This window comes from Streptomyces sp. NPDC047000, assembly GCF_040644295.1.
Lineage (GTDB): Bacteria > Actinomycetota > Actinomycetes > Streptomycetales > Streptomycetaceae > Streptomyces.
The window spans coordinates 1-16,793 of sequence record NZ_JBEYWE010000019.1 but is presented as its reverse complement, the minus strand read 5'-3'; the positions used below and the strand labels follow the sequence as shown (position 1 = coordinate 16,793).

The 16,793-nt window shown below is 72.9% G+C and carries 14 protein-coding genes and 1 rRNA gene; 7 read left to right on the top strand and 8 right to left on the bottom strand.

Annotated elements, in window-relative coordinates:
* The first annotated feature begins 115 nt into the window (after nucleotides 1-115).
* Nucleotides 116-697 (top strand): GNAT family N-acetyltransferase, encoded by a 582-nt coding sequence (locus tag ABZ862_RS26035; RefSeq protein WP_360962510.1) that lies wholly within the window; start codon nucleotides 116-118, stop codon nucleotides 695-697.
* A 120-nt stretch (nucleotides 698-817) separates the two neighbouring features.
* Nucleotides 818-2,005, top strand: coding sequence for a crosslink repair DNA glycosylase YcaQ family protein (locus tag ABZ862_RS26030; protein ID WP_360962507.1), 1,188 nt, complete (start codon nucleotides 818-820; stop codon nucleotides 2,003-2,005).
* Nucleotides 2,006-2,034: 29 nt separating this feature from the next.
* Here the strand turns inward: ABZ862_RS26030 and ABZ862_RS26025 are convergent, their stop codons facing one another.
* The 7 genes from ABZ862_RS26025 to mtnA form a co-directional block, all read right to left on the bottom strand.
* A complete protein-coding gene (locus tag ABZ862_RS26025; protein WP_360962504.1) occupies nucleotides 2,035-2,781 on the bottom strand; it encodes a response regulator transcription factor in 747 nt (248 codons plus the stop codon).
* 207 nt (nucleotides 2,782-2,988) lie between these two features.
* Nucleotides 2,989-3,678: a ribosome-associated translation inhibitor RaiA gene (gene raiA, locus ABZ862_RS26020; RefSeq protein WP_360962501.1), complete on the bottom strand. Its 690-nt coding sequence runs from the start codon at nucleotides 3,676-3,678 to the stop codon at nucleotides 2,989-2,991.
* A 314-nt stretch (nucleotides 3,679-3,992) separates the two neighbouring features.
* Nucleotides 3,993-4,946 (bottom strand): phosphoribosyltransferase family protein, encoded by a 954-nt coding sequence (locus tag ABZ862_RS26015; protein ID WP_360962498.1) that lies wholly within the window; start codon nucleotides 4,944-4,946, stop codon nucleotides 3,993-3,995.
* Between the two features lie 101 nt (nucleotides 4,947-5,047).
* Nucleotides 5,048-6,886: an LpqB family beta-propeller domain-containing protein gene (locus tag ABZ862_RS26010; protein ID WP_360962495.1), complete on the bottom strand. Its 1,839-nt coding sequence runs from the start codon at nucleotides 6,884-6,886 to the stop codon at nucleotides 5,048-5,050.
* Nucleotides 6,876-8,966, bottom strand: a complete 2,091-nt coding sequence (mtrB, locus tag ABZ862_RS26005; RefSeq protein WP_360962492.1) for an MtrAB system histidine kinase MtrB — start codon at nucleotides 8,964-8,966, stop codon at nucleotides 6,876-6,878. The genes ABZ862_RS26010 and mtrB overlap by 11 nt, the downstream gene beginning before the upstream one ends.
* A 1-nt stretch (nucleotide 8,967) precedes the next feature.
* The gene (gene mtrA / locus ABZ862_RS26000; RefSeq protein ID WP_360962489.1) at nucleotides 8,968-9,657 is read right to left on the bottom strand and encodes a two-component system response regulator MtrA; all 690 of its coding nucleotides are present in this window, start codon (nucleotides 9,655-9,657) and stop codon (nucleotides 8,968-8,970) included.
* A gap of 8 nt (nucleotides 9,658-9,665) precedes the next feature.
* Complete coding sequence (gene mtnA, locus ABZ862_RS25995) at nucleotides 9,666-10,805, bottom strand: S-methyl-5-thioribose-1-phosphate isomerase (RefSeq protein ID WP_360962487.1); 1,140 nt, start codon at nucleotides 10,803-10,805, stop codon at nucleotides 9,666-9,668.
* A gap of 141 nt (nucleotides 10,806-10,946) precedes the next feature.
* On the opposite strand from mtnA, the gene ABZ862_RS25990 reads away from it, so the two are divergent.
* Genes ABZ862_RS25990 through ABZ862_RS25970 form a run of 5 tightly spaced genes read left to right on the top strand, consistent with a single transcriptional unit; the run spans nucleotide 10,947 to nucleotide 16,596 of the window.
* Nucleotides 10,947-12,281, top strand: coding sequence for a glycerophosphoryl diester phosphodiesterase membrane domain-containing protein (locus ABZ862_RS25990; protein ID WP_360962485.1), 1,335 nt, complete (start codon nucleotides 10,947-10,949; stop codon nucleotides 12,279-12,281).
* 4 nt (nucleotides 12,282-12,285) lie between these two features.
* Nucleotides 12,286-13,077, top strand: coding sequence for a DUF4129 domain-containing protein (locus ABZ862_RS25985; protein ID WP_360962482.1), 792 nt, complete (start codon nucleotides 12,286-12,288; stop codon nucleotides 13,075-13,077).
* The gene (locus ABZ862_RS25980) at nucleotides 13,074-14,297 is read left to right on the top strand and encodes a DUF4350 domain-containing protein (protein ID WP_360962479.1); all 1,224 of its coding nucleotides are present in this window, start codon (nucleotides 13,074-13,076) and stop codon (nucleotides 14,295-14,297) included. Before ABZ862_RS25985 ends, ABZ862_RS25980 begins: the two co-directional genes overlap by 4 nt.
* Nucleotides 14,297-15,286 carry a MoxR family ATPase gene (locus ABZ862_RS25975; protein WP_360962476.1) on the top strand — a complete coding sequence of 330 codons (990 nt, stop codon included), beginning with the start codon at nucleotides 14,297-14,299 and terminating at the stop codon, nucleotides 15,284-15,286. The genes ABZ862_RS25980 and ABZ862_RS25975 overlap by 1 nt, the downstream gene beginning before the upstream one ends.
* On the top strand, nucleotides 15,286-16,596 hold the full coding sequence (locus ABZ862_RS25970) for a DUF58 domain-containing protein (protein ID WP_360962473.1): 1,311 nt from the start codon (nucleotides 15,286-15,288) through the stop codon (nucleotides 16,594-16,596). Before ABZ862_RS25975 ends, ABZ862_RS25970 begins: the two co-directional genes overlap by 1 nt.
* A gap of 117 nt (nucleotides 16,597-16,713) precedes the next feature.
* Here ABZ862_RS25970 and rrf read toward each other — a convergent pair.
* A 5S ribosomal RNA gene (rrf, locus tag ABZ862_RS25965) occupies nucleotides 16,714-16,793 on the bottom strand; the annotation flags it as partial.

Here is a 16,793-nt window from a genome sequence, read left to right as displayed (position 1 = left end):
GGGGGTACCGGATGGTGCCGCGATCCGCGGACGGAGATGGCGCGAAACGTGACCATCCGCTCACAGTCGGCGAAAAACGGTGGCACACGCACCCGCCACCGCGCAGAATCGGCCGATGGAGCCCGTCACTCTCAGCACAAGCCGTCTCCTGCTGCGCACCGTCGGCGCGCAGGACACCGGGGCCGTGTACGCCGCGGCCCAGGACCCGGACATCCAGCGCTGGACCACCGTCCCGTCGCCCTACCTCGCCGAGCACGCGCGGAGCTTCACGGGGCAGTTCGTCCCGGACGGCTGGGCGAACGGCTCCGTGTTCACCTTCGGCGTCTTCCTGCCGCAAGGGGAACTGGCGGCCATGATCGGCCTCACCCGGCATCCCCTGAACACCGCGGAGATCGGCTTCTGGGCCACGAAGGAGCACCGCGGTCACGGCTACACCGCCGAGGCCGTCACGGCGGTCACCCGATGGGCCTTCACCGAATTGTCGTTCGATCGCGTCGAATGGCGTGCCGAGGTCGGCAACCAGGCCTCCCGCAAGGTCGCCGAGCGCACCGGCTTCACCTTCGAAGGCACCCTCCGCTCGGCCGTCACCAACGCGGGCACCCGCAGGGACTGCTGGGTGGCCGGCCTCCTCCCCTCGGACCTGTCCCTCCCGTCCCCCTCCCCCTACCTCCCCCCGAAAAGCCCGCCCGGCGCCTGAGGACGAGACCCGTCCAGGGCCGACAGGAATCCGGGGGCGAACCTCCGCCCACCGGCCCCCGCACCCGCGCGAACCCCCGAACCACCCCCCGCTGTCAGTGGCACCGCCTATCGTGCGCCCATGACACCCGCCGCCCCCCGCCCGCAGACCGCCCTCTCCGCAGCGGAGGCCCGCCGCCTCGTCCTGAGAGCCCAGGGCTTCCTCGGAACCGGCACCTCCGCCCCCGCCCGCCGCGCAGGCGTCCGCGGTGTCCTCCGCCACCTCGGCGCGGTCCAGCTCGACACCATCTCCGTCCTCGCCCGCTCCCACGAGCTCGTCCCCTACGCCCGCCTCGGCGCGGTGGGCCGCACCACGGTCGAGCACGCCTACTGGAAGGACGCGCACGCGTTCGAGTACTGGTCCCACGCCGCCTGTGTGCTGCCCGTCGAGGAGTGGCCGCACTTCGCCTTCCGCCGCCGCGCCTACCGCGCTCACCCGCACTGGGGCCACGACCTCCCGGCCGGCGCCTACGAACAGGTGATCAAGCAGCTCCGAGCCGAAGGCCCGCTCACCGCGACGGAACTGGGCGGCGCGAAGCGGACGAGCGCGTGGTGGGACTGGTCCGGCACCAAGGTCGCGGCCGAACGGGCGCTGATGTACGGCGAGGTGGTGTGCGTGGAGCGCCGCGGCTGGAAGCGGGTGTACGACCTGGCCGAGCGCGCGATCCCCGCCGGGCTGCTGCACGACGATCTGGACGACAGGGAGTGTCTGCGCAGACTGGTGGGCCTGGCCGGTCGGTCGCTGGGCGTCGGCACGCGCGCGGACATCGCCGACTACCACCGGCTCAGACGCGAGGAGTTCGACGCGGTGATCGCCGACTCGGGTCTTGTCCCGGTCGCGGTCGAGGGCTGGGACAAGCCCGCCTGGGCCGACCCGGCGGCCCTGGAGACCGTGCCCCGTGGCCGTCACCGCACCACGCTGCTGTCCCCCTTCGACTCGCTGATCTGGGAACGGGCACGCACGGAGCGGATCTTCGGTTTCACCCACCGCCTGGAGGCGTACGTCCCGAAGGTCAAGCGCATACACGGCTACTTCGCCATGCCGATCCTCGCCGGCGGGCAGCTGGTGGGCCGGGTGGACCCGGCGCGGGAGGGCCGTGTCCTGGTCGCCCGGCAGATCAGCCTGGCGGGCCCGAAGGCGGTCCCGGCGGCGGCCCAGGCGCTGGCCGAGGCGGCGGGCTGGGTGGACTGCACGGACGTACGGCTGGAACGGGTGGACGCCCCGGAACTGCGCGCCCCTCTCGCCGCGGCCCTGGCCGCCCTGCTCTGAGACCCGCCCGGACCGCCGGCCACGCCCGCTCAGCGGATCTCGAGGATCTTCTCCCGCATCGCGTAGACCACCGCCTCCATCCTGGAGTGCAGCTGCAGCTTCTCCAGGATGTTGCGCACATGGTTCTTCACGGTGTTCTCGGAGATGTACAGCTCCTTGGCGATGTCCCGGTTGTTCATCCCCGTGGCGACGAGCTTGAGGACCTCCAGCTCACGGTCCGTCAGGCGCGGCGCGGGCACCAGCCGCCGTTCGTCGGTCCGCTGGATCATCGACTTGAACTCGGTGAGCAGCTTCGAGGCCATGGAGGGGCTGATCTGCGACTGCCCGTCGGCGACCGCGCGGATCGCGGTGGCGACCTCGTCGGTGGAGATCTCCTTGAGGAGGTAGCCGGTCGCACCCGCCTTGATCGCGTCGTAGAGGTCGGCCTCCTCGTCGCTGATCGTCAGAATGATGATCTTGGCGCTGGGTGCCACCTCCTTGATGGAGGTGCACGCCTCGATACCGCCCCGCTTGGGCATCCGCACGTCCATCAGGACGATGTCGGGCAGCAGGTCGGCCGCCTTGTCGACGGCCTCGGCGCCGTCGCCGGCCTCACCGACGACCTGGATGTCCTCCTCGGCGGCCAGCACGATCTCCAGACCACGGCGGAAGAGGGCGTGGTCGTCGACGACAAGGACTCTGATCGGCTCCTTGCGTGAGGTGTTCGCACCCGGGTCCGGGCCCGTGCCGACGCCGCCGGCATTCCCCTCCTGCATCGGTCCGAAGCTGTCCGCCATCGTTCCTCCCCCTGAAGGCTGTGGCCTGCGGTCCTGCGCCATCGCCAACCCAAGGCAGCGGCCCACCGATTGGACCGCACGGCCATGATTCCATGCCCGCGCGGCAGGACGGTGCCGACGCGAGGGTGAAGTGGTGGCACACCGGTGCCCCTGGGGGCGCACACACGCTCCAGGGGCACCGCCTCGGCTCTGCCGACCGGGTGCGGGTCAGCCGCCCAGGGAACCGCCCGCGTCGGGGGAGGGTGCCTCGGTGATCATGGTGTCGGTCCGCAGGTGGATCACGCCGTAGTCGTACGCGTGCCGCCGGTAGACGACGCTGGGTTCCTTCGTCTCGGAGTCGACGAACAGATAGAAGTCGTGCCCCACCAGTTCCATCTCGTACAGGGCCTGGTCGAGGGTCATCGGGGCCGCGACGTGGGTCTTCTCCCGGACCACCAGCGGGCCTTCGCCCTGCACCTCCAGCGAGCCGATCCGCTTCGTGGGTACCGCGCCCTGGTCCTCCTCCCCCACGATGTCGCCGTTGACGTCGAGCGTGGCCGCGCCCGGGACGTGGTCGGGGACCTCGGCGGCCGAGATACGGCGTCCGCGGCGCGAGTAACGCTTGTCGTGCTGCTTGCGCAGCCGGGCCTCCAGCTTCTCTGCCGCCAGGTCGAGGGCCGCGTACGGATCGCTGGCCGCTGCCTCCGCCCGGATCACCGGGCCACGGGAGCGGAGCGTGATCTCCACTCGGTCGGAACGGTCGGCCTGTCGGGGGTTGGGCTCCTTGGACACCTCGACGTCGAGGCTGATCACCTTGCCATCGAGCTTCTGGATCTTCTCCAGCTTCAGCTTCTCGACCACGTGCTTGCGGAACCGCTCGGGCACCTCGGTCTTGTGGCCCTTGACGACGATGTCCACGCAGAACTCCGTTCCCGGATAGCCCCGCCCCAGCGGCGGAGCATCTCCCTTTCGCACCCGGCTCCGGTGAGCCCCGGAACCTTGGACTCGGTGACCTTCCACCTCCTCCTCCCCCACGGACGGGATCTCCATCCCGCCACCGCGAGTGATTCGGAAAACTCCGCACGGCATTCGGATATGAGGGGTATGGCCTGCGCCTTTCCCCCACAACCTGAACATATCTCGCCCGGAGGGATGTCGTCACCCTCTATCGAGCAGTACCTCCGTTTCGCCGAATTGGCCCTCTCATTACCTGCAACGACCCGCCTCAGCGGTCAGTTCCAAAGGATTTCGAAGGAATCCGGAGGGGCCGCCACCACGGCGGCCGTAACCGGACGGACGGCGCTGTTCGCACCCGCCCTTTCCGGTGCGTCGTACACGCGGTTCCCCTTCGCTCCCCGTGCCCCGTTCGCCACTCCCCCCGATCCGTCTCTTCGTTCCTCCATGCCTTCCCTGAGCGGCGCCGCGTACACAGCCGTCGCCCCGTCGCCCACGTCTCTCACGTCACTCGCCCCGTCGGCCCGCGGCGCCGTCCGCAGTGCCCGCGCCGCCTCCGCCAGCGTGGCCCCGGTGGTCAGCAGGTCGTCGACGAGGACCACCCGGGCCCCGGCCGGCAGCCGACCGCCCGGCACCGCCTCGAGCGCACCGGCGAGATTGGCCAGTCGCTGCCGGGAGCCGAGTCCGGACTGGTCGGCCACCGCCCGGCGCTGCCGCAGCACCGCGAGCATGCGGGCCGGGGTCCCGGTCCGCCGCAGCTCGGCCGCCGCCGCGAGCGCGATCCGCCGCACCGGGTCGTGGCCCCGGGCCCGTACCGCACCGCGTGCGGAGGGCACCGGCACCAGCAGTACCGCCGCGCGGGGACCCGCCGGGCGCCCCTGACGCCCCGTCGACACCCGTCCTGGCCCCTCCAGCAGCACACCTCGCCCGTCCCGCACCTCCTGGAGCACCGCGCGCACGGAGCCCGCGAGCGCCGCGCCCAGAGGGTGCGCGAGGGCCAGCGCGCCACGTTCCTTGTGGGCGAGGAGAACCGCGCGCACGGTGTCCTCGTAGGGCGCCGCCGCGCACACCACGGGCAGCCCCGGTGGCTCCGGCACCGGCCGCACCCGGCTCGGAGCCGGCCCGGTCAGCGCCCGGCGGCACTGCGGGCAGAGCACCGCGCGGGGCCTTCCGCAGCCGCCGCAATCAGCCGGAAGCACCAGGTCGGTGAGGTCCTGCCACCACGCCCGCATCACCCCACTGTGCCTCTGCCGGAACCGGTCGGCCACCCCTGTGGACAACGTGCTGTGGACAACTCACCACGGGGTGTCCCGGGCCTCACCCGGCACGGCCGTCACCCCGGATAGACCGGCCCGGAACCCGACTTCACCAGCTTCTGCCACTGCGTCCCCGACGGCAGCCTGACGATGCCGTCCTCCGAGTAGGCGACCAGCGGCATCCGGTCGTCCTCGGACGCGGCGATCTGCTTCACCCCGGTCAGCGCGGCGGGTGCCTGGCCCTCCGGCACGGAGCCGTCGACCTGGACGTACCGCATCTGCTGCAGGCCGCCCTGCTCGTGCCCGGCCACGACGAGCCGGCCGTCCCCGGCCCACGACATGGCCGTGACGTCCTCCAGGCCGGGGGCGACGGACCGCAGGCCGAGGACCGAGACGACGGGCTGCTTGCCCGGTCCGGCCTCCAGCCGCTGGATCCGGCCGACGAGGAGGGAACGCTTGCCGTCCTTCTCCACGACGAGCGCGATCCGCGTGCCGTCGGCGGCCACCCGCAGTGCCGCGATCCTGCCGTCGAGCTGCGGTGTGCGCACCACGAGCGGCTGGCCGGCGCCCTGCGCCAGCAGGACCAGCCGGGTATGGGCGGGATCGCGGTCGGCGACCCACAGATCGCCGCGGGAGTCCCAGCTGGGGGCGGTCAGAGCGTTGTCCGCGGTCTTGCCGTCGCTGGTCAGGACCGGCTCGCCGAGCGAGCCGCTCGACGCGACCGAGGCGACGTAGAGCGACCTGCCGTCCAGGGAGACGCCCGCCGCGGTGTGCTCGTCCCGGGAGACCGCCACCGACCCCAGCTGCTTGACGCCCTCGCCCAGCGCGCCCGGCACCGGTTCGGGGGTCGTGGCGCTGCTGCCGGCCGGGACGCGCACCAGCCGGTGCCTGTCGTCCAGGAAGTACACGTACTCGGGGCGTTTCGCGGAGCCGTGCGCGGCGACGCCTTCGGCCGCGCCCTCGCCCAGGGTGCACAGCGAGGAGCCGTCCGCCGCCTCCAGTTCGACGCTGTCGACCGTGGGCGTCAGGGTCTGCAGCGTGAACAGGAGCTGCGTCGCCATCTCGGTGCACCGGGCGGCGCCGGCCTTCTTCGCCGTCACGTCCAGCGGCACCGTCAGCCTGTTCTGGTCGTCGGGCGTCAGCGACGTGACGCCCTTGCGCAGCTCCGTGCCGGCGGGGAAGCTCGAGCGGACCGCGGGGCCGAGCCAGGTGGTGGGCCCCGCCAGCAGAGAACGCACGACCTGTGTCATCGGGTCGACGCGTTCCCGCACGTACACGGGGTCCGCCACCGCCGCCGGCTGGTCCCCGGCCGCGATGTCCGAGGCGAAGTAGTACTTGTTCACGGACATGTAGTTGCGCTGGAAGTCCGACTTGGCCATGACGATGCCCTGCGGCAGTCCGTCGATGCGCCACTGGTCGGTCTTGGTGTCGCGGACGAGGTGCACCGGCTTGCCGTACTGGCCGCCGGCCGGTGAGTAGGCCTGCTGGGCGTCCACCGTGGCGACGCTGGTGCCGGACAGCGAGTAGGTGAGGCTGTCGGCGTTCTCCCGGCCGCCCGACCCGCGCTGGAGCTCGATGCTCGGCCCGGTCTCCAGCACGGTCGTGGACCGCTCCGGCCGCCAGGTGCGCGCGGCGTCATCGGTGAGGTACTTGCGCGCGGTGTCGTAGTGCGGGTCGTCGCTGGTCAGCGCCTCCAGGAAGCCCTGCACTATCTCCCCGGGCAGGGCGTCCTCGCGGGGCGGCATGGCGAAGACCCGCACCTGGGTGTCCTGTCTGGGCGTGGACGCCACGTCGCTCAGGTCGCCGCTGTCGGGCATCGAGGCGCAGCCGGCCAGCAGGACGGCGCCGAACGCGGCACAGGCCACGGCGCGTCCGGGCCTGCTGCGCCGGGCGCCCCCGTCGCGGTCAGCGCCCACGAAATGCCTCCCCTGGCCGATGCGAGTCCCGCGGTCCGGCGACCGGGCCGCTGCGGGCGGCCGCCGGGTCCGCTGCCGCCGTGTCCACCGTGGTGATGTCCGCCGCCGGTGTGCCCTCGGCGCGGCGGGCGCCCGTGGCGGCCCTGGGCACCACGCGCGCCCCGCCTCCGTTGCCGGGCAGCGCGGCCGGGTCGGCGGCGGGCGCCTGTCCGGGCACCGGGCGCGGTGCGATGGTCGCCCCGTGCGGCAGCGGCGGCACCGGTCCGGAGGTGGGCTGGGCGGGCACGGTGGCGCGCTTGTCGCCGAGGCCGCGGTTGCGGCGCGAGTCCTTGGGTTCGAGCGGTATCGGCGAGCCCCGCAGCGGCTCGTCCGCGGTGCGCGGCAGCGTCAGCCGGAACTGCGAGCCGCCGCCCGGCTCGCCCCATGCCTGGAGCCAGCCGCCGTGCAGCCGGGCGTCCTCGAGCGCGATCGACAGCCCCAGGCCGGTGCCGCCGGTGGTGCGGGCGCGGGCCGGGTCGGCGCGCCAGAAGCGGCTGAAGACGCGGGTCGCCTCGCCGGGCTTGAGCCCGACGCCGTAGTCGCGCACCGCGACGGCGACGGCGCCGCCCGCGGTGGCCAGCCGGACGACCACGTCCCTGCCCTCGCCGTGCTCCACGGCGTTGACGACGAGGTTGCGCAGCACGCGCTCCACGCGCCGGGCGTCGGCCTCGGCGACGACGGGCTGCTGGTCGCCCGTGATCCGGACGCGCGAGCCCTTGCGCTCGGCGAGCGGCTCGGCGCCGCTGACGACCCGGCGCACGACTTCCCGCAGGTCTATCGGCTCGGCCTCCAGGGCCGCCGCACCGGCGTCGAAGCGGCTGATCTCCAGCAGATCGGCCAGCAGCGACTCGAACCGGTCCAGCTGATCGGCGAGCAGCTCGGCGGACCGCGCGGTGACGGGGTCGAAGTCCTCGCGCGCCTCGTGGATGACGTCGGCGGCCATCCGTACGGTGGTCAGGGGCGTGCGCAGCTCGTGCGACACGTCGGACACGAAGCGCCGCTGCATCCGGGAGAGGTCCTCCAGCTGCTGGATCTTGAGCTGGAGGTTCTGCGCCATCTTGTTGAACGCCTCGCCCAGCCGGGCGATGTCGTCCTCACCGGTGACCTTCATGCGTTCCTGCAGCCGCCCCGCGGACAGCCGCTCCGCGATCCCGGCGGCCATCCGCACCGGCGTGACCACCTGGCGCACCACGAGCCAGGCGATGGCGCCGAGCAGGACGACGACGAACAGCCCGGCCGTCGCCAGCGTCGTCTTGACCAGGCTCAGCGACTTCTCCTCCTGCGTGAGCGGGAAGAGGTAGTAGAGCTGGTACGGGTCGCCGTTCGGGTCGTTGACCTGCTTGCCGATGACGAGGGCGGGCTGCGACTCCTGGACCTGGTCCTTGTAGACGATGCGGGTGTAGCTCTGGGCGGCCACCGTGTTCCGGTCGACCCGCTCGCGCAGGTTCTCGGGCACGCTGACGTTCGGGTCGACGCCGCCGGAGGCGCGCGGTCCGCGCCCGCCGCCGCTGTCCTCGCCCGCGGGCAGCGTCACCACGTCGAAGGCGCCCTGACCACCGCTGGACAGCGACTCGACAAGATCGCTCATCCACTGGATGACGTTCTGCGAGGGACGGCTGCCGTCCGACGCCGTGGTGTTCTCACCGGTCCCGGCGGCGGCCTCGTCGGCCTTCTGCCTGGCCACCCCGAAGCCACCGGTGGCCTGACTCTGCGACGCCTTGACCTTGGCGTCGAGCAGTCCGTTGCGCACCTGGCCGATGACGACGAAACCCAGCAGCAGGACGACGCCCAGCGACATCAGCAGGGTCGTGGCGACGACCCTGAGCTGGATGTTGCGCCGCCACAGCCGCATGACGGGCAGCAGCGGGCGGCGCACCCAGCGCAGCAGCAGCCTCAGGACCGGGCTGCCCTGCACCCCGCCCTGCAGCAGCCCGCCCGCCAGGAGGCGTCCCCGGCGTGAGCCCGGCCTTTTCCGGCCGACAGGCCGCTCCCCGCGGGCCCCGGGCCGGCCGGGAGCCGAAGCGGCGCTGTCTCCGGACATGTCAGCTCGGTCCCGCCTTGTAGCCGACGCCACGGACGGTCACCACGATCTCCGGCCGCTCCGGGTCCTTCTCGACCTTGGAGCGCAGCCGCTGGACGTGCACGTTGACCAGGCGGGTGTCGGCGGCGTGCCGGTAGCCCCACACCTGTTCCAGGAGCACCTCACGGGTGAACACCTGCCACGGCTTGCGGGCCAGCGCGACCAGCAGGTCGAACTCCAGCGGGGTCAGCGCGATGGAGTGCCCCTCCCGTTTCACGGAGTGCCCGGCCACGTCGATGACCAGGTCACCGATGGTGAGCTGCTCGGGTGCCGGTTCCTCCGACCTGCGCAGCCGCGCCCGGATCCGGGCGACCAGCTCCTTCGGCTTGAACGGCTTGACGATGTAGTCGTCGGCGCCCGACTCCAGGCCCACGACGACATCGACCGTGTCGCTCTTGGCCGTGAGCATCACGATCGGCACCCCGGACTCCGCCCTGATCAGGCGGCACACCTCGATGCCGTCCCGGCCGGGCAGCATCAGGTCGAGCAGTACCAGATCGGGCTTGGCCTCACGGAACGCAGCCAGCGCCTTGTCGCCGTCGGCTACGAAAGACGGCTCGAAACCTTCACCACGCAGCACGATGCCGAGCATCTCGGCCAGTGCCGTGTCGTCGTCGACGACAAGGACTCGTCCCTTCATAAACGACATCATCCCATTAGCTAAATCGTTACCTGGCGTGACCTGGCACACAGCGTGGCAAGCCCCTCGGCCGTCACGGGCGAGACGACGCCTTCCTCGGTGACGATCGCCGTCACCAACTCCGGCGGTGTCACGTCGAATGCCGGGTTGTACGCCTGGGTTCCCAGGGGTGCCACCGGAATCCCGCCTCCCGCTCCGGCCACCGGCACCTGGGGTGCTGTGACCTCGGTCACCTCGTATCCGGGGCGCTGTTCCACTTCGATGGACGCCCCGTCCGGCGTCTGCGGATCCACCGTCGTGACGGGTGCCACGACGATGAACGGCACATGGTGGTACCGCGCGAGCACCGCGAGCGGATAGCTCCCCACCTTGTTCGCCACCGAACCGTCGGCCGCGATGCGGTCCGCTCCGATGAGCACCGCGTCCACCTCACCGGCCGAGAACAGCGAACCCGCCGCACCGTCGGTCAACAGGGTGTACGCCATGCCGCTGCGTGCCGCCTCATAAGCCGTCAGGCGAGCACCTTGCAGCAACGGACGCGTTTCGTCCACCCAGAGGCGCCTGAGCCTGCCCTGCCGGTGCGCCGCGAGGGCCACCGCGAAGGCCGTGCCCTCGCCGCCGGAGACCAGCGAGCCGGTGTTGCAGTGAGTCAGGACACGGTGGCCGCCGCCGGGCAGCAGCTCGTCGAGAAGGGCGAGCCCGTGCTGCGCCATCCGGGTGCTGGCCTCGGCGTCCTCCTGGTGCAGCGCCCGCGCGGCGGCCAGCGCCATCGCGGACGACAGCTTCGAGTCCCCGGTCTTCGCGAGCCCCGCCCGGTAGGCGGCCTCGGCGCGGCGTACCCCGTGGGACAGGTTCACGGCGGTGGGACGCGCCGCCGCGAGCGCGTTCGCCGCCTCGTCCACGTCGAAGCCGCGTGCGGCGGCGAGCGCGACGCCGTAGGCGCCGGCGATACCGAGCAGGGGCGCGCCCCGCACGGCGAGCGAGCGGATCGCGTCGACCAGCGCCGACGCGTCCGTGCACACCAGCTCGACCTCCTCCGCCGGCAGTCTCGTCTGGTCCAGGAGGACCAGCACAGGGCCCTCGGGTGGCTCCTCCCAGCGGATCACGGGGATCTCGGTGGGCCGGTTGTCGTCGCCGGGTCGCGCGTACTGATCAGCCATGCGGTCAGTCTGCCCCGGATCCGGCGGACAATTGAAGGTACGCAGCCCATACGGGGGCCACTGACCTTGTGACCTGCGCATGGCACGATGGCTGCGAACGAGCCAAGGCGCCCGCCGGACGCGCACCGTGGAGGAGCGACGATGAACGACACTCCGGGCTGGGCCTCGCCCGGATCGGCCCCGTCCGACGGGCAGGAGCCCGGCGCGCCCCGCCCCGACGGGCCCTCCGGCGGCGAACCCTCCGGGGACCCGGGCGGCACCGGCGCCAAGTGGTCCGGCAACCAGCCACCGCCCGGCCAGTGGTCCGCACCCGCAGGCGCCCCGGGCCCCGGTCGTACACCTCCCCCGCCACCGCCCGGCCAGGGCTGGGGCGGCCCCGGAGCCCCCGGCGGGTACGGCGGCCCGGGCGGATACGGCGGTCCCGGAAGCCCCGGCGGGTACGGCTACGGCCGGCCCGGCGGCTACGGCGTCCCCTGGGGCGGCCCGCCGCCCGCCGCCAAGCCCGGCGTCATCCCGCTGCGCCCGCTCGGCGTGGGCGAGATACTCGACGGCGCGGTGTCCACCATGCGCACCTACTGGCGCACGGTCCTGGGCATCTCCCTCACCGTCGCGATCGTCACCCGCACCATCGTCGTGCTGTTCCAGGGCTTCGTCCTGAACGACCTCACGAGCACCGCGGCACTCGACGACCCGAAGGCCACCAGCGACGAGACGGCCCGCGCCCTCGGCGACACCGTCGCCGGCCTGGGCGTCGTCTGGATCATCACCCTGATCGGCACGGTCATCGCCACCGCCCTGCTGACGGCCGTCACCAGCCGCGCCGTGCTGGGCAAGCCGGTGACCACGGGCGAGGCATGGCGCGACGCCCGCCCCCAGGTGGTGAGGCTGTTCGGCCTGATCGCCCTGCTGATCCTCATCGCCACCGGCGTGGTCGTCGTCGGCACCGCGCCCGGCGTCGTCCTGGCCTTCACGGCGTCCGGCCCCGCAGGCGCCGTCCTCGCCGTGCTGGGCGGCCTCGCGGCCTTCGTCGTCATGCTGTGGATCATGATCCGCTTCTCGCTGGCCTCGCCCGCCCTGATGCTCGAGAAGCAGGGCATCCGCAAGTCCCTGAGCCGCTCCGTGAAGCTGGTGCGCGGCTCCTGGTGGCGGGTCTTCGGCATCCAGCTGCTCGCCATGATCATCGCGAACATCATGGCGTCGGTGATCGCCGTGCCCTTCACCTTCATCGGCATGGCGCTGAACAGCGGCGGCATCACGGGCTTCCTGACGGACACCGGCAGCCAGGTCAGCTGGACGTTCCTCGTCATCAGCGGCATCGGCGCCGTCATCGGCTCCATGATCACCTTCCCGCTCACGGCCGGTGTGGTCGTCCTGCTCTACATCGACCAGCGCATCCGCCGCGAGGCCCTCGACCTCGAACTGGCCCGCGCCGCCGGTGTCCAGGGCCACGGCCCCACGCCCGCCCCGGGGAGCTGACCGCGTGAGCTGGACGGGGGGAGTCCTCACCGCGGTCCCGGCACTGCCGCACCCGGCGGGCGCGGCCGTACACGCCCTGCTGCACGGCCCCGGCGCCCTCCTGCCGACCCTGGCCCGCACCGACGCCGAACCGCCCGTGACCGTCCCGCGCGACCCCGCGCAGAAGGCGGCCCGCCGCGAGCTGGCCAAGCGGCTGTACCACGAGAACGACCCCAGCCTGTACGAGCGCGCCCTGAACGCCTTCTGGGACTGGCTCGGCAGACTGTTCGGCGCCGCCTCGTCCGCCGCCCCGGGCGGAGCCGTCGGTCTGACCGTCATCGCCCTGGCCGTCGTGGCCGTCGTGGTGGCCCTCTGGTGGCGGCTCGGCACCCCGCGCCGCCAGGCCCTCTCCGCCCCCGCCCTGTTCGGCGACCGCCCCCGCACCGCCGCGGAACACCGGGCGGCCGCCGAGGCACACGCCGCCCAGGGCCACTGGAACCCCGCCCTGCAGGAACGCATGCGCGCTGTCGTCCGCGCCCTCGAGGAACGCGCCCTGCTCGACGTCCGCCCCGGTCGCACCGCCGACGAGGCCGCCGCCGACGCCGCCCGCGCCCTGCCCGCGCACACCGACCGGCTGCGCGCCGCGGCCCGCGAGTTCGACGACGTGACGTACGGCGGCCGCAGGGCGAGCGAGGAGGCGTACCGCCACGTCGCCGCACTCGACCACGACCTGGAACGCACCAGACCCGTCCACGCCGGCAGCGCCGCCACGGCCCGTCCCGCAGCCGACAGCGGCCGATGGGGAGGCCCCCGGTGACGGCCCCCACGACGACGGCCGGGCCCGCCGTTCCACCCGCCCCGGCCACCACCTCGGTCTCGCCCACCGCACGCCAGGTGTGGACCCGTTCGCGAGGCATCGCGCTCGCCCTCGTCCTCCTCGCCGTGGCCGGCGTGGTCATCGCCGCGATCCGCTCCGACGCCCGGCACGGCACCCTCGACCCGCGCTCCGCCGACCCCTACGGCAGCCACGCCGTCGCCGCACTCCTCGCCGATCACGGGGTCTCCACACGCGTGGTCACCACACTCGGCCAGGCACGGTCCGCGGCAGGACCGGACACCACGCTCCTCGTCGCCGTCCCCGATCTGCTGACGAAGAGCCAGCAGGCCCGGCTGTACACGGCGACCGCCGACACCGGCGGCCGTACCGTCCTCGTCGCCCCCGGCAGCTGGTCCGTCGAGAAACTCGTCCCCGGAGTCACCGCGGACCCCGCCATCAGCCCCAAGGTGCGACTCGCCCCCGGCTGCAGCCTGCCCGAGGCCCTGCGCGCGGGCCCCGCCGACACCGGCGGCCTGCGCTACACCAGCACCCGCCTCGACGCCGACACCTGCTACCCGAGCCAGCGCCTGGCCACCCTGCTGCGCATCCCGGCGGGCGCCGGATCCGGCGACACCATCGTGCTCGGCGCGCCCGACATCCTCTTCAACAAGCGTCTCGCCGAGCAGGGCAACGCCTCCCTCGCCCTGCAACTCCTCGGTTCCCGAAGCCATCTCGTCTGGTACCTCCCCTCGCTCTCCGACACCACCGCCGCGGGCCCCCGGGGGCAGCGCGGCCTGCTCGGCCTGCTCCCCGCGGGCTGGCGCTGGGGAACCCTCCAGCTCTTCGTCGCGGCGGCACTCGCCGCGCTGTGGCGGGCCCGCAGGCTCGGCCCGCTCGTGCCCGAGAAACTCCCCGTGGCGATCCGTGCCTCCGAGACCGTCGAGGGCCGTGCCCGCCTCTACCGCAAGGCCGACGCCCGCGACCGCGCCGCCTCCGTACTGCGCGCCGCCACCCGCACCCGCCTCGCCCCTCTCGTCGGCGTCCCCGTCGCCCAGGCGCACACGCCCGAGGCCCTGATCCCCGCCCTGTCCGCCCACCTCCACGGCGACGGACCGGCCCTGCACGCCCTCCTCTTCGGCCCTCCACCCGGTGACGACACGGCCCTCGTCGTCCTCACCGACCGCCTCGACGCCCTCGAAAGAGAGGTACGCCGTCCATGATGGCCCCGACCACTGACAACGCCTCGTACTCCGGGGACCCGGGCCGGGCCCGAGCCTCACTGGAGGCCCTGCGCACCGAGATCGCCAAGGCCGTGGTCGGCCAGGACCCCGCCGTCACCGGCCTCGTCGTCGCCCTCCTGTGCCGCGGACACGTCCTTCTCGAAGGCGTCCCCGGCGTCGCCAAGACCCTCCTGGTCCGGACCCTCGCCGCCGCACTCGAAGTCGACACCAAGCGGGTGCAGTTCACCCCCGACCTCATGCCGAGCGACGTGACGGGCTCCCTCGTCTACGACACCCGCAGCGCCGAGTTCTCCTTCCAGCCCGGCCCGGTCTTCACGAACCTGCTGCTCGCCGACGAGATCAACCGCACCCCGCCCAAGACCCAGTCGTCCCTCCTCGAAGCCATGGAAGAACGCCAGGTGACCGTGGACGGCACCCCGCGCCCGCTCCCCGAGCCCTTCCTCGTCGCCGCCACTCAGAACCCCGTCGAGTACGAAGGCACCTACCCCCTTCCCGAAGCCCAACTCGACCGTTTCCTGCTCAAGCTGACGATCCCTCTGCCCTCCCGTCAGGACGAGATCGATCTCCTCACCCGCCATGCCGAGGGTTTCGATCCACGCGACCTCCAGGGCGCCGGTGTACGCCCCGTCGCCACGCCGGCCGACCTCGACGCGGCCCGCGCCGCCGTCGCCAAGACCACCGTCTCCCCCGAGATCACCGCCTACGTCGTCGACATCTGCCGTGCCACCCGCGAATCACCGTCCCTCACCCTCGGAGTGTCCCCGCGCGGCGCCACCGCGCTGCTCGCCACCTCCCGTGCGTGGGCCTGGCTGACCGGCCGCGACTACGTCATCCCCGACGACGTCAAGGCCCTGGCTCTTCCCACCCTCCGTCACCGCGTCCAGCTGCGGCCCGAGGCGGAGATGGAAGGCGTGACCGCCGACTCCGTCATCAACGCGGTCCTCGCCCACGTCCCGGTCCCCCGCTGATGCCGCTCACCGGACGCGCCGCGCTCATCGCGGCCCTCGGCACCCTCCCCGTCGGTCTGTGGGGGCCCAGCTGGACGGGCCTCCTCGCCGTCGATCTACCCCTGGCGGCCGCCTGCGCATGCGACTTCGCGCTCGCCGCACCCGTACGGCGGATCGTTCTCACCCGATCCGGTGACACCTCCGTGCGCCTGGGCGAGAGCGCGGAGGTCACCCTCACCCTGGCCAACCCCTCGCCGCGCCCGCTGCGTGCCCGGGTCCGTGACGCCTGGCCGCCCAGCAGCTGGGAACCCGGTACGGAGATCACGGCGTCCCGGCACCGTCTGACCGTGCCGGCGGGCGAACGCAGACGCCTCACGACCGTCCTGCGACCCACCCGCCGCGGCGACCGCCAGGCCGACCGCGTGACCGTCCGCTCGTACGGCCCGCTGGGTCTCTTCTCCCGCCAGGGCACCCACCGGGTCCCCTGGACCGTCCGTGTCCTGCCGCCCTTCACCAGCCGCAAGCACCTGCCGGCCAAACTGGCCCGCCTGCGCGAACTCGACGGCCGCACCAGTCTCCTCCAGCGCGGTGAGGGCACGGAGTTCGACAGCCTGCGCGAGTACGTCCCCGGCGACGACACCCGTTCCATCGACTGGCGTGCCACCGCCCGGCATTCCGCGGTCGCCGTCCGCACCTGGCGTCCCGAACGCGACCGGCACATCCTGCTCGTACTCGACACCGGCCGCACCTCCGCGGGCCGCGTGGGCGACGTGCCGCGCCTCGACGCCGCCATGGACGCGGCCCTGCTCCTGGCGGCCCTGGCGTCCCGCGCCGGCGACCGCGTGGACCTCCTCGGCTACGACCGCCGGGTGCGGGCCCTCGTCCAGGGCCGCGCCGCCCGCGACGTACTGCCGTCACTGGTCGCGGCCATGGCCACACTGGAACCCGAACTGGTGGAGACCGACGCCCGCGGCCTTGCCGCGACCGCACTGCGCTCGGCCCCGCGCCGCTCCCTGCTGGTGCTGCTGACGAGCCTCGACGCGGCCCCGGTCGAGGAGGGCCTGCTACCGGTTCTGCCGCAGCTCACCCAGCGTCATACGGTCCTGGTGGCCTCCGTGGCGGACCCTTACATCGCGCGTATGGCCATGTCCCGCGGCGACACCGAGGGGGTTTATCAGGCCGCCGCGGCGGCCCGGGCGCAGACGGAACGTGCCCGCACGGCCGAGCAGCTCCGCAGGAACGGAGTCACGGTCGTGGACGCGACCCCGGACGAGTTGGCACCCGCACTGGCGGACGCGTATCTGGCGCTGAAAGCGGCGGGCCGGCTGTAGGGAAACCAGGCGCGGCTCGTGGCCCCCTCGAGAAAGGGGGCCAGCGTGCAAAGGTCGCCGGAGAAACAGAAAAGCCCCCGCACACATGGTGCGGGGGCTTCCCCTTTCTCAAGAATTGTTCGGCGGTGTCCTACTCTCCCACAGGGTCCCCCCTGCAGTACCATCGGCGCTGTGAGGCTTAGCTTCCGGGTTCGGAA